Here is a 24,076-nt window from a genome sequence, read left to right on the forward strand (position 1 = left end):
GCGCGGCAAAGGGGACGGCAAATCCGACTTGCGGAGCTATTTTCATGTTCTCGTGGTTCGAACGGCGTGTTGATCCTTATCCGGACGAAGCGCCCTCACTGCCGCCCGCCGGCCTTGCGGCCTTCCTGTGGCACTATACCAAGCCGGTCTGGCCGTGGGTCGTCATCATGTCGACCTGCACGATGCTGATTGCCGTCGGCGAAGTGGCGCTGTTCCAGTTCCTCGGTGATATCGTCGATTGGCTGACCAATGCCGATCGGGCGACCTTCCTTGAAAGCGAGGGGCCGAAACTGTTCTTCATGGCCTTCGTGGTGCTGATCGGATTGCCGGCGGTCGCGACGCTCAATTCGCTGATCATGCATCAGATCCTGATGGGTAATTTCCCGATGATCGCCCGCTGGCAGATGCATCGGTTCCTGCTCAGGCACTCGATGACGTTCTTCGCCAACGAGTTTGCCGGCCGCGTCTCGACCAAGGTGATGCAGACCTCGCTCGCCATCCGTGAAACGGTGATGAAGGTGCTCGACGTGTTCGTCTACGTCTTCACCTATTTCATCTCGATGATCGCCATCGTCGCGGCGGCGGATCTGCGCCTTGCGGTGCCGCTCGTCCTCTGGATCGTCTGCTACTCGATGACAGTCGCCTATTACGTGCCGCGTCTGAGGAAGATTTCGGCGGAACAGGCGGATGCGCGTTCGATGATGACCGGTCGCGTGGTGGACAGCTATACGAACATCGCTACCGTCAAGCTTTTCTCGCATGCGGGAAGGGAAGAGGCCTATGCGCAGGACGCGATGGATATCTTCCTGAAAACCGTCCATGCGCAGATGCGCAAGGTGACGGGTTTCCAGGCGCTGGTCTATTTCTACAACTGTGCCGCCCTCTTTACCGTCGGCACGTTGTCGATCTGGTTCTGGCTGGACAGCGCTATCTCGATCGGGGCGATCGCGATCGCCATCGGCCTTGCGATGCGTATCAACGGCATGTCGCAATGGGTGATGTGGGAAGTCTCTGCGCTCTTTGAAAACATCGGCACGGTCTATGACGGCATGTCGATGATGACAAAGGCGCATGACGTGGTGGACCGGAATGGCGCTTCGGCGCTGACGGCGAAAAAAGGCCATATCCGCTACGACAACGTCCACTTCCACTATGGCAAGGGCAAGGGCGTTATCGAAGGCCTGACGCTCGATATCCCGGCCGGGCAGAAGATCGGTCTGGTCGGCCGCTCCGGCGCCGGCAAGACGACGCTGATGAACCTGCTGTTGCGCTTCTACGATCTGGAGGGCGGCCGCATCACCATCGATGGCCAGGACATATCGACCGTGACGCAGGACAGCCTGCGTTCGCTGATCGGCGTGGTCACCCAGGATACCTCGCTGCTGCACCGCTCGATCCGCGACAACATCGCCTACGGCAAGCCGGACGCGACCGATGCGGACATCATCGAGGCGGCAAAGCGGGCAAACGCCTGGGAGTTCATCGACGGACTTGCCGACATGCAGGGACGCAAGGGTCTCGACGCGCATGTGGGCGAACGCGGCGTGAAGCTTTCCGGCGGGCAGCGGCAGCGCATCGCGATCGCCCGCGTCTTCCTGAAGGACGCGCCGATCCTGGTGCTCGACGAGGCGACTTCGGCGCTCGATAGTGAAGTCGAAGCGGCGATCCAGGAGAACCTGTTCGCGCTGATGGAGGGCAAGACAGTGATTGCGATTGCGCACCGCCTGTCGACGCTCACCGAAATGGACCGGCTGATCGTGCTCGATCGCGGCCGGATCGTCGAGGCCGGCACCCATCGCGAACTCGCCCGGAGCGGCGGCATCTATGCCGACCTCTGGAACCGCCAGTCCGGCGGCTTCATCGGCCATGACGACGTGATCGAGGAAGAGGCGGCGGAGTAATCTCCGCCGTCGCCCCTTCTCGCTCTAAGGTCGTATTCCAGGGCATGCTTCCGCAGAATTCAGATTCGGTTTTCGCGGGTGTGCCAGATACGGAGGAGAAAGATCGTCTCGCCCTGGATCTCGTATCTCAACTCGTAACCACCAATCAAAAGTCGTCGGATTTCACGCGGTGCGAACTCATCCAGCTTTTCACCTAGCCGCGGATGCTGGATGAGTTTCTTGGGTGCTGCAGCCAGGTTTTGAGCCGTGCGCGCCGCCGCGGGTGCGTTCACCGCAGCCAGAAAATCATGAAGGCGGTTGAGATCGGACACCGCTTTTGACGACCACTTCAGTTCCATTAAAGGGGACGGGGCAGGGGCTTGTCAGCACCCAGGCTGGCAACCCACTTTTCGACCTCTTCCTGATCGACCACGTTTCCCGCATCGACGTCCGCCATTGCCTCCAGCGTCAGCCGCCGCCGCTCCTCTTCGAGCTCGATCCAGCTGGCGAGTGCCTGCTTGACGATCCAGCCCCTTGAACGTTCCAGGCGGGTTGCCAGTTCGTCCACTTTCTCAGCCAGCTGAACCGGCACATGTGTCGTCAGAACGCGGGTTTCCATAGGAACTCCTTTGGGACAAATCATAATGATTGATTCTGATTATGTCCAATGGGCGCGAAGGTCCGCCCGGCAGGCCTTCCACATTAAGAAAATGTAAGCCGCGGCCCGGCCGCTTTCGCTTTGCCGGCGATCAGAATCCGCCTATATCCGGTCCATGTTGAAACCGGTCTTCCGCATCTTCGAAAGCTTTATCAAGCCGTTTGCGAGGCGGGACGACCTGAAACCGCCTGTGGGCCTGATCGGCTTCGTCTGGTTCTATGTCAGCCAGGCCAAGCTTCCCTTCTTCGCCATGCTGGTGCTTGGCGGTCTTGCCGCCGGCGTCGAGGCGGCGATGTTCTGGTATGTCGGTCGCCTGGTCGATATCCTCGACACGACGAAGCCCGCCGACGGATGGTCGGGACTTTTGGCCAACCATGGCACCGAACTGGTGGTCATGGCGCTGGTGGTCGGCATCGGCCGCTTCCTGATCGGGCTGATGACGGCGCTGGTCGACCAGCAGATCATCACGCCCGGTTTCTACAACCTGGTGCGCTGGCAGTCGTACATCCATGTGTCGCGCCAGTCGCTATCCTTTTTCCAGAACGATTTCTCCGGCCGTATCGTTACGAAAGTCTGGTCGGCGGGGCAGGCGACTGGTGACGTGCTGACTTCCTTCATGGAAAGCGTCTGGTTCGTCGGCATCTATTCCGTCTCGACCATTGCGCTGGTCGCGGGGCTCGACTGGCGGCTCGCCGTCGTTGTCGTCGCATGGCTTGCAATCTTCGCGCTGCTCGCCCGCCATTACGTGCCGCGCATCCGCGAGCACTCCAAGGCCTCGGCGGAGGCCGGGTCGATGATCAGTGGCCGCATGGTCGACGCCTATTCGAACATCCAGACGCTCCGGCTGTTCGGCCGCGACGAGGCCAACGACCGCTATATGCTCTCCGGTTTCGAGAGCTTCCAGGCGACGATCATCGCGTTCACCCGACTGCTCACCAGCGTGCGCGCCTCGATGGCCTTCCTCTCCGGCACGATGATCGTCACCATGGCGGCGATGAGCGTGCATCTCTGGCTCTCCGGCCTGATCTCATCGGGTGCGGTCGCCTTCACCATGGCGCTGATGCTGCGGCTGAATTTCCTGCTCGGCAGGCTGATGACGCAGCTCAACGGTATCATGCGCAATATCGGCACGATCCAGAATTCGGCCGAGCTGATCTCGCAGCCGATCGGGCTGGTGGATACGCCGGATGCAACACAGCTGGTGGTAAAACGCCCGGAAATCCGTTTCGAGAATGTCAGCTTCCATTATGGCAAGGCGAAGGGCGTCATCGACAACCTGTCGCTCACCATCCGGCCGGGCGAGAAGCTTGGCATCGTCGGGCGCTCCGGCGCCGGCAAGTCAACCCTCGTCAACCTGCTCCTGCGGTTTTACGATCTCGAAGGCGGCCGGATCCTGATCGATGGGCAGGATATCGCCAAGGCGACGCAGGAATCATTGCGGGGCCAGATCGGCATGGTGACCCAGGATACCTCGCTGCTGCACCGGTCGATCCGCGACAATATCCTGTTCGGCCGGCCGGATGCGACCGAGGCACAGCTTGTCGAGGCGGCGCGCAAGGCTGAAGCCGACATGTTCATCGCGGCTCTCGAAGACCAGCGCGGCCGCAAGGGTTTCGACGCGCATGTGGGTGAACGCGGCGTCAAGCTTTCCGGCGGCCAGCGCCAGCGTGTCGCGATCGCCCGCGTGATGATCAAGGATGCGCCGATCCTGGTGCTCGACGAGGCGACCTCGGCGCTTGATTCTGAGGTCGAAGCGGCGATCCAGTCGAACCTGGAGCGGCTGATGCAGGGCAAGACCGTGCTCGCCATCGCCCACCGGCTTTCGACCATCGCAGCCCTCGACCGCCTCATCGTCATGGACCAGGGCCGGATCATCGAGGACGGCACGCACAACGAACTGATCGCGCGGCGAGGGCTCTATTCGGAGCTCTGGGCGCGCCAATCCGGCGGTTTCCTGGCGGCGGATGCTGCCCAGTAACAGGCTCACTGTCCGGTGATGGCGATCTCGGCGATCAGTCCGTAGTGGTTCGAGCCGTGTGCATCGGCAATGCGGGTCAGGGACTTTATCTTGAGCGGCGCCCGCGCATAGACATGGTCGATCGGCAGGCCGAATGCGCCCGCCCGGATCGGCCAGGTGGCGGGCTCGAATGGGGCGGTGGCCAGATCGGTATTGTTCAGGAACCGGCGCATGTTGGGCGCCAGACTCGAGGCATTGAAATCGCCGGAGAGGAGCAGGGGGCCGCTCGTTTCTGAGATCGCCAGTGCGGCGCGGTCGAGTTCCAGCGAGTGGAAATTGTCGAAATAGGGCTTGGTCGTATGCATGCCGACGAAATTGATCGGCCGGCCGGCGACGGTCACTTTCGCAAGGATGAAGCGATCCGGGAAGATGTCGCTCAGAGACTGGACCATCGGCGCCTCGATCGGCACCTTGGAAAGCATCAGCTGGTCGCAATCTTCGATCAGCACCCCACAGCCGACCCGGTAGGGATAGGTCTTCGCGAGCTCGTCCATATAGACCCTGAGCGGTGCTGCTTCCATGATGTTGACGAGGTCGGCGCCGGAAGATCGGACGGTCTCGACAATGTCTTCGGCTTGGTCGAAGTTGTCGTTGAGGATGTTGAAGGACATCAGCTTGAAGGTCGGCGCATTGGCATCCGCCGACGTCATCGGGGCCGCGAAACCGCGGCTCATCAGCACGGCGTGGCCGGTGAAGAGCAGCGAGACTGCGAACAGCAGCCAAACGACGAAATGGCGCTTGATGAGCAGCGCAACGGCCACGGCCGCCACGCAGACCGCCGCCGCGTGCAGCTGCAGGCTGTAAAGCGTTCCCAAAATCCAGTGAGGGTGTACGTAACGCGTCCCGATCGCCATCAGTACGAGCGACACGATGACGCAGATGGCAACCGATAGTGTTTGTCTCATTCGGGTATGTCCGGGACGGCCGCCTTCTGTCGTGCGGTTGGACTAACATGAGGCCGGTTTTGTTGCAATGCGGCACGCGGCAAGGGAGTTAACGGGAAGCGCGCATCTTCCGCCATTCTCTTGAAAAAGGCCTGATTTTTCCGGGCCGAGCAGGCCTTGCCGCGCCATGTTCGGCGGCCCTGTGTTCTGCCCGACACGCCGCCCCGGAACCCTTCGGGTTTTCCCGCGACAAACTGGTCGCAGCCCCTTGCCAAGGCTGGACATATTTTGCGATCAAGCATAGAACGCGCCGGATTGCTGGGGAATCTATGGTCGAATTGTGTTCAACCGAGATTCGCCGGGACGGGGGCAGGGCGGTTTCCGCGAATTGCGTGAGAAGGATGATTGAGCCGTGAGCGAGCACGACACACATAGCGAAATACCGGGCGAGCCCACTCGCCGTGATTTCCTTTACCTGACGACCGGTATGGCCGGCGCCGTCGGCGCTGTTTCCGTTGCATGGCCCTTCATCGACCAGATGCGTCCGGATGCTTCGACGCTGGCGCTCGCCTCGATCGAGGTCAATGTCGCCGCTCTCCAGCCGGGCATGTCGCTGACCGTCAAGTGGCGCGGCAAGCCGGTGTTCATCCGCAACCGCACCCCGGAAGAAATCAAGGCTGCCGCAGACGTGCCGATGGCCGCGCTCAAGGATCCGGTCGCCCGCAACGCCAACCTGGCGCCAGATGCGAAGGCGACCGGCATCGACCGCTCGGGCGGCGCCGGCAAGGAAAACTGGATCGTGATGATCGGCTCCTGCACCCATCTCGGCTGCGTGCCGCTCGGCCAGTCCGGCGAATACAATGGATGGTTCTGTCCGTGCCACGGGTCGGTCTACGATACGGCTGGCCGTATCCGCAAAGGTCCGGCTCCGGAGAACCTCGCCATTCCGACTTTCAGTTTTAAGTCCGATACAGTTATCCAGATCGGGTGAGGGGATAAATACCTATGAGCGGTCATTCCACATACCAGCCATCGACCGGCATCGAGAAGTGGATCGATTCGCGGCTTCCGCTGCCGCGCATGATCCATGACAGCTTCATCTCCTACCCCGTTCCGCGCAATCTGAACTATGCCTATACCTTCGGCGCCATGCTGGCGGTGATGCTGATCGTCCAGATCATCACCGGCGTCGTGCTCGCCATGCACTATGTGGCGTCGACCGGCGCTGCCTTCGACTCGGTCGAAAAGATCATGCGCGACGTCAACCACGGCTGGCTGCTGCGCTACATGCATGCCAACGGCGCGTCGTTCTTCTTCGTTGCCGTCTATCTCCACATCGCGCGCGGCCTCTATTACGGGTCGTACAAGGCGCCCCGCGAAATCCTCTGGATCCTCGGCGTGGTGATCTACCTCCTGATGATGGCGACCGGCTTCATGGGCTACGTCCTGCCCTGGGGTCAGATGTCCTTCTGGGGCGCGACCGTCATCACCGGCTTCTTCTCGGCCTTCCCGCTGGTCGGCGAATGGATCCAGCAGTTCCTGCTCGGTGGTTTTGCCGTCGATCAGCCGACGCTGAACCGCTTCTTCTCGCTGCACTACCTGCTGCCCTTCATGATCGCCGGCGTCGTCGTGCTGCACATCTGGGCGCTGCATGTCACCGGCCAGACCAATCCGACCGGCGTCGAAGTCAAGACCAAGACCGATACCGTCGCCTTCACGCCCTATGCGACGATGAAGGATGCGCTCGGCGTTTCCGTGTTCCTGATCGTCTACGCATGGTTCATCTTCTACATGCCGAACTTCCTCGGCCATCCGGACAACTACATTCCGGCTGACGCCCTGAAGACGCCGGCTCACATCGTTCCGGAATGGTATTATCTGCCCTTCTACGCAATGCTGCGCGCCATCACCTTCAATGTCGGTCCGATCGACTCCAAGCTCGGCGGCGTTCTGGTGATGTTCGGTTCGATCATCATCCTGTTCTTCCTGCCCTGGCTCGACACCTCGAAGGTTCGCTCCGCCGTCTACCGTCCCTGGTACCAGGTGTTCTTCTGGCTGTTCGTCGCCAATGCCATCATGCTCGGCTGGCTTGGCTCGCAGCCGGCGGAAGGCATCTTCACGACGCTCTCGCAGCTCGGCACGGTCTACTACTTCGGCTTCTTCCTCGTGATCATGCCGCTGCTCGGCCTGTTCGAAACGCCGAGGCGCATTCCGAACTCCATCACGGAAGCAGTTCTTGAAAAAAAGAACGGCAAATCCGCCGAAGCCCGCGCCTGACGCCTGCGACCGAGAGGGATTAGAATTATGAAAAAGCTTGTTACGAGCCTCGTCTCGCTGGCCTTCCTGGCGGGAATGGGCGTTGCCTCGGCCGTGGCGCAGGAAAATCACGCTGCGGCCCCGGCCGCAGAACATTCGGAAACGCCGCATTTTCCGATCAACCATCCCAAGGAAACCGATTGGAGCTTTGCCGGTCCTTTCGGTCACTACGACAAGGGCCAGTTGCAGCGCGGCCTGAAGATCTACACGGAAGTCTGTTCCGCCTGCCATTCGATGCGCCTCGTTTCCTTCCGCACGCTGGAAGGTCTCGGTTACTCGGAAGCGCAGGTGAAGGCGTTCGCGGCCAACTACAAGGTCCAGGACGGCCCGAACGACGAGGGCGAGATGTTCGAACGCACCGCCGTTCCGTCCGACTACTTTCCGTCGCCATTCCCGAACACCCAGGCTGCTGCTGCCGCCAACAACGGCGCCGCACCGCCGGACATGTCGCTGCTCGCCAAGGCGCGCGGCGTGACCCGCGGCTTCCCGCAGTTCATCTGGGACATGTTCACTCAGTACCAGCAGGGCGGCCCTGACTATATCCATTCGCTGCTGACCGGTTACCAGGAGCCGCCGGCCGGCGTCCAGGTTCCTCCGGGCGGCCACTACAATCCGTATTTCTCCGCCGCGGCTTCGCTCGCCATGGCGCCGCCGCTCAGCGCCGACCAGGTGACCTACGAGGACGGTACGCCGCAGACGGTCGACCAGTATGCCAAGGATGTCGCCGCCTTCCTGATGTGGGCCGCCGAGCCGCACCTCGAAGAGCGCAAGCGCACCGGCTTCATGGTGATGATCTTCCTTCTGATCTTCACCGGCCTGATCTACCTGACCAAGAAGTCGGTCTATGCCAGCAAGGAACACTGAGGTTTTCACCTCGTGATCTGAAAAAAGGCGGCCTCCGGGCTGCCTTTTTTGTTGGGAGGAGAGCCATCCGTTGATAGGCTCGTCCTCCTCCTGCCGCCAAACATGTGGGTCATATGTCCTCCAAAAACGCTCTCTCCGCTGCCATCCGCTCCATCCCGGATTATCCGAAACCGGGCATCATCTTCCGCGACATCACCACGCTGCTCGGCGATGCCGTCGCCTTCAGGCAGGCAGTGGATGAGCTGGTGGCGCCCTATACGGGCCTTGGCATCGACAAGATCGCCGGCATCGAGGCCCGCGGCTTCATCCTCGGCGGCGCGCTGGCGCATCAGCTGAAGGCCGGTTTCGTGCCGATCCGCAAGAAGGGCAAGCTGCCGCACCAGACGGTGCGCATGGCCTACAGCCTCGAATACGGCACCGACGAGATGGAGATCCACGTGGATGCGGTAAAGGCCGGCGAGAAAGTGATCCTCACCGACGACCTGATTGCGACAGGCGGCACCGCGGAAGGTGCCGTGAAGCTGCTGCGCCAGCTTGGGGCAGAGATCGTCTCGGCCTGCTTCGTTATCGACCTGCCGGATCTCGGCGGACGCAGGAAGCTTGAAGAACTCGGTGTGGAAGTCAGAACGCTGGTGGAATTCGCCGGGCATTGAGAGGAGCCGCCTCTGTCTCCACCTCATCCCTGTAACAAGCAGGGGGATGAGGGGTGCAAGGACACAGCGCCAGCATTCGATCCCTCACGCGAATTCCAGCACCGTGCCTTCGTAGCGCATGACCACCTGGCCATGCTGGTTCACGCCGTCACAGACGGTCATGTTGATCCAGGTGCCGGGACGCGAGGCGAGCGAGCGGCTCTCGGTCAGCGCGACGGAATAGGTGATGCTGTCGCCGGCATAGACCGGTTTCAGCCATTGCAGCTTCCTGAAGCCGGCCGAAGGCCCGAGCTTCGGGGCTGTGATGCCCTCGCTTTCGAGCCGCGCTACTTCCGCTTTCCAATAGGCGACATAAGTCTTCATCCAGCCGGCGCAGGTGTGCCAGCCGGAAGCGCAGAGAGCGCCGAAAACGTAGTTCTTGGCGGCCTCCGCATCCACGTGAAATGGCTGCGGATCGAATTTACGGGCGTAGCGGACGATGTCCTCGGCGGTGAAGAGAAGCGTTCCGGTGATGACCTTCCTGCCGGGCGGGGAAAGTTCGATCAGCCTCATGCGGCATTCTCCTCGGCGTCGCGCAGCCGCATCATGATCGGGTTCTCGCCGCGCATGACGATCTCGCCGCGCTGGTTCTCCACCTCGTGCAGGAATTTCACCATGCCGATGCCCGGGCGGGAGCGAAGGGTGCGGGATTCGAGCACGGTCGAGCGGCCGGACAGCATGTCGCCGGCCAGAACCGGCCGTTTCCATTCCATGAACTCGATGCCGGGTGAACCCTCCGACGACGAGCTTGACAGCCAGCCGTCGTACATCATCCGCATGAACATGCTCGCCGTATGCCAGCCTGACGCAGACAAGCCGCCGAGGATGCTCGCCTTGCCGGCTTCTTCGTCGATATGCATTGGCTGCGGATCGAACTCCGCGGCGAATTCGACGATCTCGTCAGCCGTCACCAGCTTGGAGGCCAGGGGCAAGGATCGGCCCGGAGGAAAGTCCTCGAAATAAAGCATTGGCACTGCCTTTGGTCGTTCTGAAAGCGGCGCCACATTAGAAAATGATGGGCGGTGTAACAATCTCTTTTCAGCATGATTTTTAAGGCCGGCAAAACGGCGAAACGCTACTGTGTTTTCAGGGAAATCATGCTCATGTGCCGGAGTGATGGACGCTTAATCGGGACGGATGCATGGCCACTCTCAGGCAGATATTGGACAAGGCCGCCGCCGCGGGCCTGATCGCGGCGAGCCAGGTGCGCGGCCTCGAGGCTCATCTCGCGCAGCATGGCGTGCGGGCGGATATCGCTGTCCCGGAGCCACAAGGTGTCATCGAGAGCGATATCGTCGATACGGAGGTGCCGCGTTTCATCCGCGGTTTTCACGACGTGCTGATCACCATCGGCGTGCTGATCGTCATGGCCGGCATCTGGGGGATCGGCTCGGTCCTCGCGCTGCTGCCGCTGATCATCGTGCTGGCGGAAATCCTGGTGGTGCGCCAGCGGCTGGCGCTGCCGGCGGTGGTGCTGAGCCTTGCCACAGTTGTCTGGACCGTGTTCACGACGATGGCGGTGCTCGACGGGCTGGATATTCACCCGACCGGCGTCGGCTCGATCCTGCTGGTCCTGTTGCCCCTTCCGGCGGTCATGGGCCTGTTCTACTGGCGCTACCGCATTCCGATCGCCCTTGCGGCTCTGCTGCTTTCGGCCTTTGCCCTCGCTCTGACTGTTGTCATCTATCTTCTCGGCCGGGCCTCCGGCACCGGCGACTTTGTCGAGAGCTTCCCGCTGCTATCGTCGGCCATCTTCTTCCTGTCGGCGGTCGGGCTGTTTTCGGTGGCGATGGGCTACGACCTTTCCGATCCGTTGCGGGTGACGCGGCGGTCGGATATCGCGTTCTGGATCCATCTCGCCGCGGCGCCGGCGCTGCTTTACGCGATGCTCTCCTTCGTTTTTCTGCGGAAGGGAACCGGGCTTCTATCGCCCGACCGCTTCGGCGGCTATGACAATGCCGGGCAGGTTCTGGTGATCGTCATCTTGCTGATGACGATCGGTCTGATCATCGACCGCCGCGCTTTCGTGACCTCGGGTCTGGTCTCGCTGATCGCCGCGGTTGTCAGCATTCTTGCAAAGGGCGATCTCGGCGGCGGCAGCGCCGTCTTCGTCGCGCTGCTGGTGGTCGGCTCGGTGGTGCTGGTGATCGGTGTCGGCTGGCCGCAATTGCGGCGGCTGGCGGTCGGCATTCTTCCGGACACGCTGAAAACAAAACTGCCGCCACTCAGGTGAGGGCGGCAGCTAAAGGTTCCGCAAGCGGGCGCTGCGATCAGGTGTTGAAGCGGAAGTGGATCACGTCGCCGTCCTGGACGACATATTCCTTGCCTTCGTCGCGGCCCTTGCCGGCTTCCTTGGCGCCGACTTCGCCCTTGAAGGCGATGTAGTCGTCATAGGCGATGGTGAAGGCACGGATGAAGCCGCGCTCGAAATCCGTATGGATGACGCCGGCGGCTGCCGGTGCCTTGGTGCCGCGCACGATCGTCCAGGCGCGGGTTTCCTTCGGGCCGACGGTGAAATAGGTGATCAGGTCGAGGAGGTGGTAACCGGCGCGGATCAACCGGTCGAGACCGGCTTCCTCTAGGCCGAGGGCCGACAGGAATTCCTTGGACTCTTCCTCGGGAAGCTGCGCCACTTCGGACTCGATCGCGGCCGAGATGATCACGCATTCGGCGCCTTGTTCCTTGGCCATGGCGGCGACGGCTTTTGTGTGCTCGTTGCCGGTCGAGGCATCGGCTTCCGCGACGTTGCAGACATAAAGAACCGGGTGCGACGTCAGAAGGTTGAGGTCCTTCAGGATTTCGATCTCTTCGGGCGCCAGCGTCTTCAGGAGCAGACGTGCCGGCTTGCCGTCGTTCAGGAGCTTGATGACGGCATCCATGACCGGCAGCTGCGCTACGGAATCCTTGTCCTTGCTGGCGGCGCGCTTGCGGGTCTGCTCGACACGGCGCTCCAGGCTTTCGAGGTCGGCGAGCATCAGCTCGGTCTCGATCGTGTCGGCGTCGCCGACCGGATTGATGCGGCCTTCGACATGGGTGATATCGTCGTCCTCGAAGCAGCGCAGCACATGCACCACCGCATCGACTTCGCGGATATTGGCGAGGAACTTGTTGCCGAGGCCTTCACCCTTCGAGGCGCCGCGCACCAGGCCGGCGATATCGACGAAGGAAATGCGGGTCGGGATGATTTCCTTGGAGCCGGCGACCGCGGCCAGCTTCTGCATGCGCGGATCGGGCACGGCCACTTCGCCGGTATTCGGTTCGATCGTGCAGAACGGATAGTTGGCCGCCTGGGCGGCAGCCGTCTTGGTGAGTGCATTGAAGAGAGTAGACTTGCCGACATTCGGCAGGCCCACGATACCGCATTTGAAACCCATGGGTCCGGACCCTGTATCTGAAGAAATTTCGTTGCTGTGGCTATGGGGGAAAGTGCCGGGGCGGTCAAGGCTTGGTCGGGATATCGCATTCACACATCTTGTAAGTAAGGTAAAATTGCCTTACTTACTCGCTAAGGAGTAATGCGATGGTTAGGTTGAAGGTTACGGCCAAAGGACAAATCACCTTGAAAAAGGAGGTTCTCGATCATCTCGGGATAAAACCCGGTGACGAAGTTGACGTCGATCTGCTTCCGAAAAAAGGAGCTCATCTTCGGAGTGTACCAACCGGGAATATAGAGGATTTTTTTAGCAGCTTCGGGAATCCTCACAATATTCATGCGACACTGGAGGAAATCCAAGACGCTATAGAGGCCGGTTGGGCCGGTGAAGTGCGGTTCGACGATGATCCCTGATACCAATGTCATTATCCGCGCCTGGGCCGGGGATGACGAGGCGCAGGCTGCGGAGGCGCGCCATCATATCAGGGAGGCGGAAGGGCTTTTTATCTCCACCGTCGCATTGTGCGAGTTTGTATGGGTCGCGCGTCAGATCTATCGCCGGACGCGACCTGAGATCGCCCAGGCTATCAGGCTTCTGATTGCAGATGAGCGCATTGTTGTCGATCGTGCTGTGGCGGATGCTGGCCTTGCATTCCTCGACGCCGGAGGCGATTTCGCCGATGGGGTGATCGAATTTGAGGGAAGGAGGTTAGGGGGCGAGACCTTCGTGACTTTCGACAAACGCGCGGCCTCGATCGTCCGGGCACAAGGCCGGAATTGCGTTCTCCTGGATGCCGATTGACCCGCATTCCACTCCGATCAACTGCTTGAAAAATTCCGGTTGCGGTGCGATATAAGCCGGAATGCCTAGTGTCGGACGCCGTCATCAGGAGGCGAGACGCCATGAGCGAAGATACCACCCTAAAACCAAGGACGAAAACCAAGACCAAGCTGGAGCGGCCGAAGCTCTACAAGGTCCTGCTCGTCAACGACGACTACACGCCGCGCGAATTCGTCACCATGGTGCTGAAAGCCGTGTTCCGGATGAGCGAGGAAACCGGCTACCGGGTGATGCTGACCGCGCACCGGATGGGGTTGGCGGTCGTCGTCGTCTGTACCAAGGACATAGCCGAGACCAAGGCGAAGGAAGCGGTCGACCTTGCCAAGGAGGCAGGTTTTCCGCTGATGTTCATCACCGAGCCCGAGGAATAGAGAGGGTTACCTCTTTTTTCCGGCCTTCACGCCGAGTGCTTCGGCGCTGATCCAGAAGACCGCGTCCTGCGATTCCGCCGTTTCCAGCCACAGGAAGTCGAGGTCGGGGAATTCCTCTTCGAGGATTTCGCGGCCCGAGCCGATTTCGCAGATCATCCCGCCGCCGACGTTGAGATGCGCCGGGGCTTCCGCCAGCAGCCGGCGGACGAGGTCGAGACCGTCTACGCCGCCGTCGAAGGCCATTGCCGGTTCGGAGCGGAATTCGGCCGGAAAACCGTCCATCGCTTCGTGATCCACATAGGGCGGGTTGGTGATGATCAGGTCGTATTTCTTGTTTCCGAGCGGCGCGAAGAGGTCGCCGTTGAAAAGCGTGAGCTGATTTTCGACGGCGTGTTCTGCAACGTTCAGCTTGGCCACTTCGAGTGCATCGGCCGAGAGGTCCACTGCATCGACCTCCGCATTCGGGAAGAATTTTGCCGCGAGGATCGCAAGGCAGCCGGAACCGGTGCAGATATCGACGGCGCTTTCGACGCTCAGCGGGTCGGGCAGGAAGGTGGAGCCGTTTTCGCTCAGATATTCGCTGAACAGGATTTCGCCGATATGGGAGCGGGGAACGATCACCCGCTCGTCGACGAGAAAGCGCACGCCCTGGATATACGCGTGGCCGGTCAGATAGGGCGTGGGCTTGCGGGTGGTGACGCGGGCGTCGATCCGCTCGGCCAGCAGCAGCCGTTCGGCCGGCAGAAGGCGGGCGTCGAGGAAGGGATCGAGCACGTCGATCGGCAGGTCGAGTGAGTCGAGGATCAGGAACGCAGCGTCGTCGCTTGCCGTCGTCGTGCCGTGGCCGTAGCTGAGGTTTGCGGCGCTGAAGCGGGAGATGGCATAACGCCAGTAGTCGCGAAGGGTGACGAGTTCGCCGGTGATGTCATCCATGTTTGGGACCTGGTTCATGTTAGCTTCCGTTTTCGATCGGCCCTCCCTTAGCCGCTCCGAAAGCGGCGCGCCACCCCTTTGAACGAGTGCTACGGCTCCTTATGGGCGGCGAATCTGGAAGCCGGTCTTGTTCTGCAGAAAGCCGCAGTTTTCATAAAAGCGCAGCGTTGCCGGGTCCTGCGAACCCGTCAGCAACATCACTTTGTAGCAGCCGTCACTCCAGGCCTGATCGATGGCCCTGCGGATGAGGGCGCCGGCATAACCGCGCTTGCGGTGGTCGGCATGAGTGACGACGTTTTCGATCAGCGCGTAGGGCGCACCTTTGCGGGTGAGGTTCGGCACGACGATCAGTGTCACCGTGGCCGCCGCGCGCCCGTCTGCGAAGCCGATCAACACCGTCATGCCGGGCTGGGCGAGAATGGCGGCGAAACGCTGCTCGGCCAGCGCCGGCTCCGGGTCCGGTTCGTGGTTCAGGTGGTGATAGAGTTCGATCAGGTCGGCAAGATCGCCGTCGCGGGCCGGGCGAATGACGAAGTCGGCAGGGGGCATCGACACTATTCGCCCTTGCCGCCGAACATCTTCTTCAGCATCTCGGCCATCGGGCCCGAGGTCGGCAGGCTCGGTTTGCCGCCGCTGCGGGCCTGATGGATATGCGATTGCCCGGTCGGCTTGGCGACCGGCTTTTTTTCCGGCTTAGGCTTTTCCTCGTCCGGCTTGCCGCCGACGGCGATCGCCAGCTTGTTCATCAGCTGCGAATCCTCTCCCTTTACCAGCATTTCGGCGTTGTCGGCGAGGGCGTCGAGGAGAGGGGAGAGCCAGGTCTGGTCGACCTTGGCGAAATCGCCGAGCACGTGGTTGTGGACGAGCTCCTTTGCTCCCGGATGACCGATGCCGAGGCGAAGCCTGCGGTATTCGCGGCCGCAATGGGCATCGAGGGATTTGACGCCATTGTGGCCGCCATGGCCGCCGCCGGTCTTGATGCGGGCCTTGGCCGCCGGCAGGTCGAGTTCGTCATAGATGGCGATGAGGTTTTCCGGCCCGAGCTTGTAAAAGCGCATGGCCTCGCCGACCGCTTCGCCCGAGAGGTTCATGAAGGTCTGCGGCTTGATCAGCAGCACCTTTTCGCCGGCGAGTTCACCTTCAGAGATCAGCGCCTTGAACTTCTTCGACCAGGGCGAAAAACCGGGACGACGCTGGATCGCGTCCACCGCCATGAAGCCGATATTGTGGCGGTTGCCCGCATATTGGGAACCGGGGTTGCCGAGGCCGGCGATGATGAGCATGGAGACGTCCATCCTTGACTGCTGGCTTTTCACCACCGCGAAACGCCGTCAAAGTCAACCGGTTTCGACACTTGAGCCCTTATTGAAGCTCATCAATGCCGTAGCGCTTCAGAATTGCATTCTGGACGCCGTCCTTGATGAGGCGGTCGAGGCCTGCCTGCATCCTGACGATCAGTTCGTCGGGCACATCGAGGTTGCAGGCAATGCCGAGATGCTGCTCGGAAAACAGCATGACCTTTTCGATCGGTGTTCCATCCGCCTTCAGCTTTTGATAGACGCCTTCAGACATGGGCATCATGTCGATACGGTCCTGGAGCAGCTTTCTGAGCGTCGTGTCGACGTCGGCGCTGAGATCGATCTTCGGGAACCCCAAACTCTTCAGAAGCGCCTCGGTATAGTCGGCGCGATGGGTACCGGTCGTATATTGCTTGGCCTCGTCCAGGGTGGCCGCCTTGACCTTCGAACCTGCATGGCGGACGAGGATGCTGCGGTCGATGAAAAGAGGCACGACCCATTTGAAACGCGGCTCGCGTTCGGGCGTGCGGGCGGCGGCGAAGACGCAGTGCATGGGTTGGGTCTCGGCCACCGCAATGGCGCGAGCCCAGGGCATGATCTCCAGGGTGTAAGGCGTGCCCACGTCGCGCATGATGATCTCGACCTGGTCGATACCGACGCCGCGATAGCTGCCGCCCGGCTCCTGGTAGCTGAAGGGCGGATAGGACTCCGTCGAAAAGACGATCGGCTGCTGGGCATGGGCGCCCGCCGTGAGGCAGAGGCTGGCAAGAAGCGGCACTGCGATTTTCATCTGTCCACCTTCCAAACGCGCATGTTGTCATTTCTGACCCAGCATCTGGTCCGGTGGTGAGGGCTTGTCAGCTCGCCATGGACTCGATTTCGGCCTGCCGGGCGGATAGGGCCGAGAGCAGTTCGGAGATTTCGCGGGGCTTCGAGAAGAGGTAGCCCTGGGCGTAGTCGATGCCCATTTGCTGCAGCAATAAGCGCTGCTCTTCCGTCTCGACGCCTTCGGCGACGACCTTGCAGTTCATCTTGTGAGAAATAGCACTGATGCCTTCGACAAGCATCCTGTTCTTACTGCCTATGTCACCCGTCTGTTCGGTGAGCGAACGGATGAAGGACTGGTCGATCTTGACGATATCGACGGGGAAACGGCTCATGTAGCTCAGCGACGAATAGCCGGTACCGAAATCGTCAAGCGCAATACGGCAGCCGAAGCGATGGATCTCGTTGAGGATGGTGCGGATTTCAGGGTTGTCGTGCATCAGCACGGCTTCGGTGATTTCCACCACCAGGCGCGACGGATCGATGCCGTAGCGGCCGAGCAGACCGGCAAGGCGGGCCGGCAGTCCAGGCTCGAATTGCAGCGGCGAGAAATTGACCGCGACATAGGCCTCGCCCATGCCCGGCAGGCGTGAGACGCGGGCAAGGTTCGCCATCGCGTCTTCCAGGATGAGGTTGCCGATCTGGCCGATCGTGCCGGTCTCCTCGGCAACGCTGATAATGCCGGCCGGCGACATCAGCCCCTTGCGGGGGTGGCGCATGCGCATCAGGGCTTCGAAGCCCGACGGAACGCCGGTCTCGATGTCGACGATCGGCTGGAAATGCGCCTCGAACCAGCTTGCGGCAATGGCGACTTCGATGTCGCTCTCGATCTCGGCCCGTTCCCGCGTCTGGTCGAGAATGGCGGGATCGTAGACCTGCGCACCGTTCTTGCCGTCGCGTTTGCGGGCATACATCGCCATGTCCGACTTCTGCAGCAGCTCGGCCGCACTGGCGGCATGGCTCGGATAGAAGGCGAGCCCGATACTGGCGCTCAACCGCACGCCGGTGCCCTGGATTCGGAAGGGAACCTCGAACATGTCGACGATCTTTTGGCTGAGTTCGGTGGCGCGGCGCTCGGCACCTTCCCCGGTGATCAGGATGGCGAACTCGTCGCCGCCGAGGCGGGAGGCGGTGTCGCCGTCGTTGAGCATCGGCTTGGTCCGTTCGACGAACTGGCAGAGCACGGCGTCGCCGGCGGCATGGCCGAGATTGTCGTTGATCGCCTTGAAGCGGTCGAGATCGACGAACAGGCAGGCGACCTCCGTCCGTGTCCTGTCGGCCTCGGCAATCTTCTGGTCGAGCGTCGCTTCAAAGCCCTGGCGGTTGAGAAGCCCGGTCAGGTGGTCGGAGATGGCCTGCTGATGGTTGCGCAGTTCTGACTGCCTCAGTTCCGTGACGTCCGTCATGACGCTCAACGAGCCGGGAATGCCGCCGCCGGCCGTGCCGAGTTCGATTTCGACGATCAGCACATCCATCAGGCGGCTGTCGGCGCAGAGGAAGCGGACGGTGGCTTCGATCGCCAGGCCGGTCGATTTCGCCTGCTGCTTGCGCCTTGCATAGATCTGCCGGTCCGCCGGCGCGACAAGCTCGGAAAAGGGATGGCCGATGACGTCCTCACGGCGATAGCCCGTCGCGAGCAGCCAATAGTCGCTGACGGCGGCGATCTGGTCGCCCGAGGTCAGCGAAAACAGCATGGCCGGCGTCAGGTTGTAGATTTCCGTGGTCTGCTGGTGGGCACGCTTCAGTTCGCGCTCCTCGCGCTCCAGCAGCGTCTGCATTTCGTTGAAGCTCTTCGCCAGCCGCCCCATTTCGTCGTTCGACCGCCAGTCGACATGGTGGCGCGAACCCAGCCTGCGGGTTGCCTCGATGGCTGCGGTCAGCCGCATCAGCGGCTTGATGACCATGACGCGGTTGCCGAGGATCGCCGCGCCGAAGACCGTCAGGATGGTGATGATGAAGATGGAGATGAAGGCCATTTCCATCTGGTGCAAGGCGGAGAACCAACCGAGCTTCGGGACATAGACGGTAATGCTGCCGACATTGCGGGTACCCTGCTGCGATTTGTAGAAGATCGGCTCGGAGATGGCTTCAAGCCCGCGGAAATCGGCCGGATTGACGTCGACTTCGGAAATATTCAGCTTGCCCGTATTGTCGCTGATCTGCACGCCGCTGATGGCCGGGTCGGCGACGAGCATCGACGCGACCTGGTGGATGCTGTCGGTGTCGAGATCCCAAAGCGGCTTTCCGAGCGCCTGGGAGTTGGTCACCAGCACGACATTGACGTGTTCGCTGAGGTTCTTGGCGGCCTGCTGGGAGGAAAGCGCCAGAAACAGCGTGAACAGGGGCGCGACGACGACCAGAAGGGCGCCCGAAATAATCGCAATAAAACGACTCTCAACGGAATGAGTCATCCGTCTCCCCGCATTCATCGTCTGGCTGACGCCGGACTTTCCCCGTCATGCTGAAGTAGCGTGCATCGTTTCACCTATTCATTAAACTTCACTGAAACGACAATGCCAAGATTCGAACGAATTACGGAAGCAGCGTTACTAAACTGTATTCGGTGGACAATAAAAAACCCGCTTTCTTGCGAAAGCGGGTCCCATTTCAAGAATTTCGGCCTGGTTATTCAGCAGAAGCCGGTTCTTCCTCGGTAACGCCTGCAGCCGGGGCGACGATCGTCGCGATGGTGAAGTCGCGGTCGGAGATGACCGGACGTACGCCAGCCGGCAGCTTGACGGCGGAGATGTGGAGGCTGTCGCCGATCTTCGCGCCCGTCAGGTCGAGGGTCAGGAATTCCGGAATGTCGTTGGCCGGGCAAAGCAGCTCGACTTCATGACGGACGATGTTGAGAACGCCGCCGATCTTGATGCCCGGGGACTTCTCTTCGTTGACGAAGTGAACCGGAACTTCAACGGAAACTTCCGTGTTGCCCGAGACGCGCAGGAAGTCCACGTGCATGGTGAAGTCGCGGACCGGATCGAGCTGATAGTCCTTCGGGAGGACCTGGATCTTCTCGCCGTTGACGTCGATCGTGGCAACCGTGGTCATGAAACCGCCGGCATGGATGCGCTTCGTCACTTCGTTGGTCGACAGAGCGATCGCGATGGGGGACTGCTTGTCACCATAGATGACAGCAGGAATGAAACCGTTGCGGCGAAGTTCACGGGAGGACCCCTTACCTACCCGTTCGCGCGCCTCGGCCTTGAGCTCGTATGATGCGTGGCTCATGGCATATCCTTTCGAGGTTGTTTGGAGAGTTTTCCGCAAGCGTTGTCGGCTCGCGTCAAACTGAAGGGCATCATCCGATGCGCTTCATCCGCGTTGCCTCCAAGGGTGTCTACGCGGACCGGCGGGCTATAATACAACGATCGAGGATGTGCAAGCTTTTCGGCCTGGAAACAAAGGGCTTGCGCTTGACTTCGGCGGGCCGTCTTCCAAATTGGTGCCCGTTGAATGAGGGAAGGGTTTGATTCATGAAACGTACTTTGATCGCGACCGGACTGATGGCTGCGTCCTGCGTATATCCGGTTGCGGCGGCTGAGATCAACGACAAGGGTGCCCGCACCCTCAAGGAAAGCCTCATCCACTTCCTGCCGGATACGGTCAAGTCCACGGGTTTCCTGACCGTCAAGCCGGCCGGCGAACGCTACGAGATCAGCTACGATTTCGCCAAGCTGCTGAAATCCATCAACAAGAAAGACTTCACTGTTTCCGGCCTGAAGCCGTATTCGGTCTTCGCCGCGCCCCTCGACAACGGCCAGTGGAAGTTCAACAGCGACAGCGACATGAATTTCACCGTCAAGGGCAAGAGGCCCGACGGCAAGCCGACGAACCTCAACTACTCCGTCACCGACATGGTGTTTTCCGGCATTTTCGATCCGGCGATCAGTTACTTCCGCTCAGGCGAGGTGACGTCAGGCCCGCTCCGAATGGTCTCGAAGAGTGGTCCGGAGGAGGTCGAGGCGAGTGTCGCCGGCATGAACTATTCACTGGCGTCCGCGGCGAGTGCGGCTGCCGGGGGCATCGATTTCACCGGCAAGGGCTCGTTCTCGCGCTTCTACGAACGGATTGCGACGCCGGAAACCCCAGCCATACAGGTCCGCGCCGAAAGCCTCGATTTCGACGTCGGTGTCCAGGGCGTAATGGCCGAAAAGATCCGCAATCTCGTCGCCTTCATGCTCGAACTAGTCAAGGATGAAAAGCCGTCGCAGGCCGAGATCACCAGGCTCAAGGATCTCATCCGCGGCGCGATGCCGTTCTTCACGGCGCTTTCCGAAAAGTTCAGCTTCAACCAGTTCACCGTAGCAAGCCCGATCGGCGATTTTGGTATTAACAAGCTCGATTATACGTTCACGATGAGCGAGCCCGCCGCGGCAACCCGGATCGGCTTCGGTGCGCGCATCGAGAACATCTCTACGCCGGACGGCATCATTCCCCCGCTCTACGCCCAGCTGGTGCCGGACATGGCGGAAATGGAGGTCGGTGTCGCCGACCTCAACTTCCAGCGGTTCATCGACACCTTCATGGAAATCGACTTTTCCAAGCCCGGTCAGCTACCGGATGCGGAGGGCGAGCGTCTCGGCAAAGCTTTCCTCGACAACGGCCAGTTGACCGTCGATTTCCCACGGGTCGCTGCGAAATCCGCACTCTACGACGTCGAAGCCTCCGGCAAGGTCAAGGGTTATCCGGACGAGAAGGACCGCTACACGCTGGAAACCTCGATCCTTGCCCGCGACATCGACAAGCTGATCCAGTATTTCCAGGCCGCCGCCAAGAGCGACCCCGAATTCAACCAGGTTTCATTCGCGATAATGATGGCGAAGGGCATGGCGAAGACTGAACCGGACGGCCGCCTGCGCTGGGACGTCAAGTTCGAGGACGGCAAGAGCTTCAGCGTCAACGGGCAGCCGATCCAATGATCTGACGACCTGTTCAGGCCTTTTGATGCCGGCTTTGCTTTTGCCAGTCAGCCGGCATTTACCATTCAAAGGAACGGTTCAGACATGTTTCAATGCTAAAGCTTCTCGACAAAACCCGTTGAAAAGTAACAGGCATTCATGTTTCGCGTTCTCTCCTGCATCTTCATTGAGCACGATCTTCGGTATATCGCTTCCGCGGTGTTGATCTGCGTGATCGGCTCCTTCCTGACCATCCGGCTTTTTTCCCGCGCCCGGAGGGGGAGCGGGATCGAGAAGGTCATCTGGCTTTTCCTCGCAGGCTTCATGGGCGGATCGACCACCTGGACGACGCATTTTCTGGCCATGCTCGGTTATCTATCCGGCGGGCAGGCGGGATATGAACCGGCTCAAACGCTTCTTTCGTTCATGATCGCGGTCGCCACGGCCACGATCGGGTTGAGTGTCGCAAGTAACGGCGGCCGGTCCCTGCTTGCCGAGGCCGGCGGGATGGTGATGGGGCTCGGCATCGCTGCGATGCATTATACGGGCATGGCCGCTTATGAGGTGCAGGGCAGCATCGACTGGGATCGCCGTTACGTCATTGCATCGCTGATCTTTGCAGGTCTATTCGGGGTGTTGACGACCAATCGCGTCGTGCGTCCGGTGACGCATTTCTGCAAATACAGTTCCGTTCTGGCGATGATCCTGGCGATCGCCACGACCCATTTCACCGCCATGGGCGCGATTGATGTCGTCCTCGACCCCCGCGCCGTGATGCAGAACGAGGTCGTTCCGCCGGTCGTGCTCGGCTTCGGCGTATTGTCGCTGATGCTGATCCTGCTGGCGCTGACGGCGGCCACCTACCTGATCGACGCCCGCACGACCCAGGCCGCCGTCGAACAGTATCGCCGCCTTTCCCTGCACGATGCGCTGACGGGGCTTGCCAATCGCGCCGCTTTCAACGAGCAACTCGCCGAGATCGCCATGCGTCCGACCGACCTCGCGTCCCGCATCGCGGTGCTTTCCTTCGATCTCAATCGCTTCAAGGAGGTCAACGACGTCCATGGCCATGCAGCCGGCGACGAGGTCTTGCGCAGGATCGGCAGCAGGCTTGCCCAGGCGGTCGGCGAGGGCGAATTCATCGCCCGTGTCGGCGGCGACGAATTCGTTGCGCTGAAGCACCTGTACTATAAGCGCTCCGACGCGATGACGCTTGCCAATCGGCTACTTGCCGAAATCTGCAAGCCGATCGAATGGAACGGGAATACGCTCACAGTCGGCTCGAGCGTCGGTATCGCGCTCTATCCTGGAGAAGCAAAGACGATCGACGATCTCGTGGCGCAGGCGGATGTGGCGATGTATCGCGCCAAGCAATCCGGCGACAGCATGGTCTGCTTCTACGATTCGTCGATGGACCAGGCCGCCCGCGAACGCAATGCGCTTGCCATGGACATGCGCTCCGGTCTAGTGGCCGGGCAGTTCGAACTCTATTATCAGCGGCAAAACGATACGTTCTCCGAAGAGGTGGTCGGTTTCGAGGTCCTGCTGCGTTGGAACCATCCGGCGCGCGGCCTGGTCAATCCCGGCGAATTCATCCCGATCGCAGAGCGCACTGGCTTCATCGTCGAGCTTGGCGAATGGGTGCTCCGGAGCGCCTGCCTGGAGGCGGCGACGTGGAAAAATCCGTTCGGCATTGCCGTCAACGTCGCTGCTCAGCAGCTCGCCGATCCGAGATTTCCGACCAAGGTTCGCGATATCCTCAACGAGACGGGGCTTAGTGCCGACCGGCTGGAGCTTGAGATCACCGAATCCGGCATCATCGGCGACCATCAGCGGGCGCTTCAGATCGTTCGCCATCTGAAGAGCCTCGGCGTCAAGATCGCCATGGACGACTACGGCACCGGTTATTCGTCGCTTTCGACGCTGATGTCCTTCCCGTTCGACAAGATCAAGATCGACCGAACCTTCGTTGACGGGCTTTCCAACAACGAACAGTCGGCGGCGATCGTGCGCTCGACGTTGATCCTTGCCTCCAGCCTCCACATCCCGGTGCTGGCCGAAGGGGTGGAGACCGATGCGCATATCGCCTTCCTGCGCAAAGAAGGCTGCATGCAGGTCCAGGGCTATCTGTTCGGCAAGCCCGGTCCGCGGGCTGGGATCGAACATATCGTCAATGGTGAAGCCGGGGACGAGAGCACGCCGGTGGTTGCCAAGGTCGCCTGA

Annotated in this window: 24 protein-coding genes; 12 read left to right on the forward strand and 12 right to left on the reverse strand. The window is 60.9% G+C overall.

The genetic code is table 11. From position 1 onward, the window contains the following. The first annotated feature begins 44 nt into the window (after positions 1 to 44). On the forward strand, positions 45 to 1,901 hold the full coding sequence (locus AC1DLT_RS26990) for an ABC transporter ATP-binding protein (RefSeq protein ID WP_477488787.1): 1,857 nt from the start codon (positions 45 to 47) through the stop codon (positions 1,899 to 1,901). A 59-nt stretch (positions 1,902 to 1,960) separates the two neighbouring features. Here AC1DLT_RS26990 and AC1DLT_RS26995 read toward each other — a convergent pair whose 3' ends face one another. Then, positions 1,961 to 2,239, reverse strand: a complete 279-nt coding sequence (locus AC1DLT_RS26995) for a type II toxin-antitoxin system RelE/ParE family toxin (RefSeq protein ID WP_247036628.1) — start codon at positions 2,237 to 2,239, stop codon at positions 1,961 to 1,963. Then, positions 2,239 to 2,499: a CopG family ribbon-helix-helix protein gene (locus AC1DLT_RS27000; RefSeq protein ID WP_247036626.1), complete on the reverse strand. Its 261-nt coding sequence runs from the start codon at positions 2,497 to 2,499 to the stop codon at positions 2,239 to 2,241. The genes AC1DLT_RS26995 and AC1DLT_RS27000 overlap by 1 nt, the downstream gene beginning before the upstream one ends. A gap of 154 nt (positions 2,500 to 2,653) precedes the next feature. Here AC1DLT_RS27000 and AC1DLT_RS27005 point away from each other — a divergent pair, with 154 nt between their 5' ends. Next, positions 2,654 to 4,516, forward strand: a complete 1,863-nt coding sequence (locus tag AC1DLT_RS27005; protein ID WP_477488788.1) for an ABC transporter ATP-binding protein — start codon at positions 2,654 to 2,656, stop codon at positions 4,514 to 4,516. Positions 4,517 to 4,521: 5 nt separating this feature from the next. On the opposite strand, the gene AC1DLT_RS27010 is transcribed toward AC1DLT_RS27005, so the two are convergent. Continuing rightward, complete coding sequence (locus AC1DLT_RS27010; RefSeq protein WP_477488789.1) at positions 4,522 to 5,460, reverse strand: endonuclease/exonuclease/phosphatase family protein; 939 nt, start codon at positions 5,458 to 5,460, stop codon at positions 4,522 to 4,524. 391 nt (positions 5,461 to 5,851) lie between these two features. Between AC1DLT_RS27010 and petA the strand changes: the two genes are divergently transcribed. The 4 genes from petA (at position 5,852) to AC1DLT_RS27030 (ending at position 9,272) form a co-directional block, all read left to right on the forward strand. Continuing rightward, positions 5,852 to 6,430, forward strand: coding sequence for a ubiquinol-cytochrome c reductase iron-sulfur subunit (gene petA / locus AC1DLT_RS27015; RefSeq protein WP_038544239.1), 579 nt, complete (start codon positions 5,852 to 5,854; stop codon positions 6,428 to 6,430). Between the two features lie 14 nt (positions 6,431 to 6,444). Continuing rightward, positions 6,445 to 7,716: a cytochrome b gene (locus AC1DLT_RS27020; protein WP_038544238.1), complete on the forward strand. Its 1,272-nt coding sequence runs from the start codon at positions 6,445 to 6,447 to the stop codon at positions 7,714 to 7,716. Positions 7,717 to 7,743: 27 nt separating this feature from the next. Then, positions 7,744 to 8,619 carry a cytochrome c1 gene (locus tag AC1DLT_RS27025; protein ID WP_038544236.1) on the forward strand — a complete coding sequence of 292 codons (876 nt, stop codon included), beginning with the start codon at positions 7,744 to 7,746 and terminating at the stop codon, positions 8,617 to 8,619. 113 nt (positions 8,620 to 8,732) lie between these two features. Beyond that, positions 8,733 to 9,272 (forward strand): adenine phosphoribosyltransferase, encoded by a 540-nt coding sequence (locus AC1DLT_RS27030; protein WP_477488790.1) that lies wholly within the window; start codon positions 8,733 to 8,735, stop codon positions 9,270 to 9,272. 84 nt (positions 9,273 to 9,356) lie between these two features. Here the strand turns inward: AC1DLT_RS27030 and AC1DLT_RS27035 are convergent, their stop codons facing one another. Next, positions 9,357 to 9,824, reverse strand: coding sequence for a MaoC family dehydratase (locus AC1DLT_RS27035; RefSeq protein ID WP_477488791.1), 468 nt, complete (start codon positions 9,822 to 9,824; stop codon positions 9,357 to 9,359). After that, entirely contained in the window at positions 9,821 to 10,279 is a 459-nt protein-coding gene (locus tag AC1DLT_RS27040; RefSeq protein WP_247136917.1) for a MaoC family dehydratase, read from the reverse strand. The genes AC1DLT_RS27035 and AC1DLT_RS27040 overlap by 4 nt, the downstream gene beginning before the upstream one ends. A 173-nt stretch (positions 10,280 to 10,452) precedes the next feature. Between AC1DLT_RS27040 and AC1DLT_RS27045 the strand changes: the two genes are divergently transcribed. Then, entirely contained in the window at positions 10,453 to 11,544 is a 1,092-nt protein-coding gene (locus AC1DLT_RS27045; RefSeq protein ID WP_477488792.1) for a hypothetical protein, read from the forward strand. A 37-nt stretch (positions 11,545 to 11,581) separates the two neighbouring features. On the opposite strand, the gene ychF is transcribed toward AC1DLT_RS27045, so the two are convergent. Beyond that, positions 11,582 to 12,685 carry a redox-regulated ATPase YchF gene (gene ychF, locus AC1DLT_RS27050; RefSeq protein WP_038544226.1) on the reverse strand — a complete coding sequence of 368 codons (1,104 nt, stop codon included), beginning with the start codon at positions 12,683 to 12,685 and terminating at the stop codon, positions 11,582 to 11,584. Between the two features lie 146 nt (positions 12,686 to 12,831). On the opposite strand from ychF, the gene AC1DLT_RS27055 reads away from it, so the two are divergent. The 3 genes from AC1DLT_RS27055 to clpS all read left to right on the forward strand — a co-directional run bounded on the left by AC1DLT_RS27055 (position 12,832) and on the right by clpS (position 13,896). After that, positions 12,832 to 13,098 (forward strand): AbrB/MazE/SpoVT family DNA-binding domain-containing protein, encoded by a 267-nt coding sequence (locus AC1DLT_RS27055; protein WP_247036614.1) that lies wholly within the window; start codon positions 12,832 to 12,834, stop codon positions 13,096 to 13,098. Then, complete coding sequence (locus AC1DLT_RS27060) at positions 13,088 to 13,486, forward strand: type II toxin-antitoxin system VapC family toxin (protein ID WP_247036612.1); 399 nt, start codon at positions 13,088 to 13,090, stop codon at positions 13,484 to 13,486. The genes AC1DLT_RS27055 and AC1DLT_RS27060 overlap by 11 nt, the downstream gene beginning before the upstream one ends. A 101-nt stretch (positions 13,487 to 13,587) precedes the next feature. Further along, the gene (clpS, locus tag AC1DLT_RS27065) at positions 13,588 to 13,896 is read left to right on the forward strand and encodes an ATP-dependent Clp protease adapter ClpS (RefSeq protein ID WP_247136914.1); all 309 of its coding nucleotides are present in this window, start codon (positions 13,588 to 13,590) and stop codon (positions 13,894 to 13,896) included. 6 nt (positions 13,897 to 13,902) lie between these two features. Here the strand turns inward: clpS and prmB are convergent, their stop codons facing one another. From prmB to AC1DLT_RS27095, 6 genes are all read right to left on the reverse strand, one after another. Then, positions 13,903 to 14,847, reverse strand: coding sequence for a 50S ribosomal protein L3 N(5)-glutamine methyltransferase (gene prmB, locus AC1DLT_RS27070; protein WP_477488793.1), 945 nt, complete (start codon positions 14,845 to 14,847; stop codon positions 13,903 to 13,905). Between the two features lie 81 nt (positions 14,848 to 14,928). Beyond that, a complete protein-coding gene (locus AC1DLT_RS27075; RefSeq protein WP_477488794.1) occupies positions 14,929 to 15,378 on the reverse strand; it encodes an N-acetyltransferase family protein in 450 nt (149 codons plus the stop codon). Between the two features lie 5 nt (positions 15,379 to 15,383). Continuing rightward, a complete protein-coding gene (gene pth / locus AC1DLT_RS27080; RefSeq protein ID WP_477488795.1) occupies positions 15,384 to 16,112 on the reverse strand; it encodes an aminoacyl-tRNA hydrolase in 729 nt (242 codons plus the stop codon). A gap of 79 nt (positions 16,113 to 16,191) precedes the next feature. Next, positions 16,192 to 16,917 carry a substrate-binding periplasmic protein gene (locus AC1DLT_RS27085; RefSeq protein ID WP_477488796.1) on the reverse strand — a complete coding sequence of 242 codons (726 nt, stop codon included), beginning with the start codon at positions 16,915 to 16,917 and terminating at the stop codon, positions 16,192 to 16,194. A 67-nt stretch (positions 16,918 to 16,984) separates the two neighbouring features. Then, a complete protein-coding gene (locus AC1DLT_RS27090; protein ID WP_247136909.1) occupies positions 16,985 to 19,363 on the reverse strand; it encodes an EAL domain-containing protein in 2,379 nt (792 codons plus the stop codon). Between the two features lie 214 nt (positions 19,364 to 19,577). Next, the gene (locus AC1DLT_RS27095) at positions 19,578 to 20,183 is read right to left on the reverse strand and encodes a 50S ribosomal protein L25/general stress protein Ctc (RefSeq protein WP_038544217.1); all 606 of its coding nucleotides are present in this window, start codon (positions 20,181 to 20,183) and stop codon (positions 19,578 to 19,580) included. A gap of 245 nt (positions 20,184 to 20,428) precedes the next feature. Between AC1DLT_RS27095 and AC1DLT_RS27100 the strand changes: the two genes are divergently transcribed. Together AC1DLT_RS27100 and AC1DLT_RS27105 are read left to right on the forward strand one after the other, a co-directional pair. After that, entirely contained in the window at positions 20,429 to 21,874 is a 1,446-nt protein-coding gene (locus tag AC1DLT_RS27100; RefSeq protein ID WP_477488797.1) for a hypothetical protein, read from the forward strand. Between the two features lie 138 nt (positions 21,875 to 22,012). Beyond that, a complete protein-coding gene (locus tag AC1DLT_RS27105; protein ID WP_477488798.1) occupies positions 22,013 to 24,076 on the forward strand; it encodes a putative bifunctional diguanylate cyclase/phosphodiesterase in 2,064 nt (687 codons plus the stop codon).

This window comes from Neorhizobium sp. 05N33, assembly GCF_056397445.1.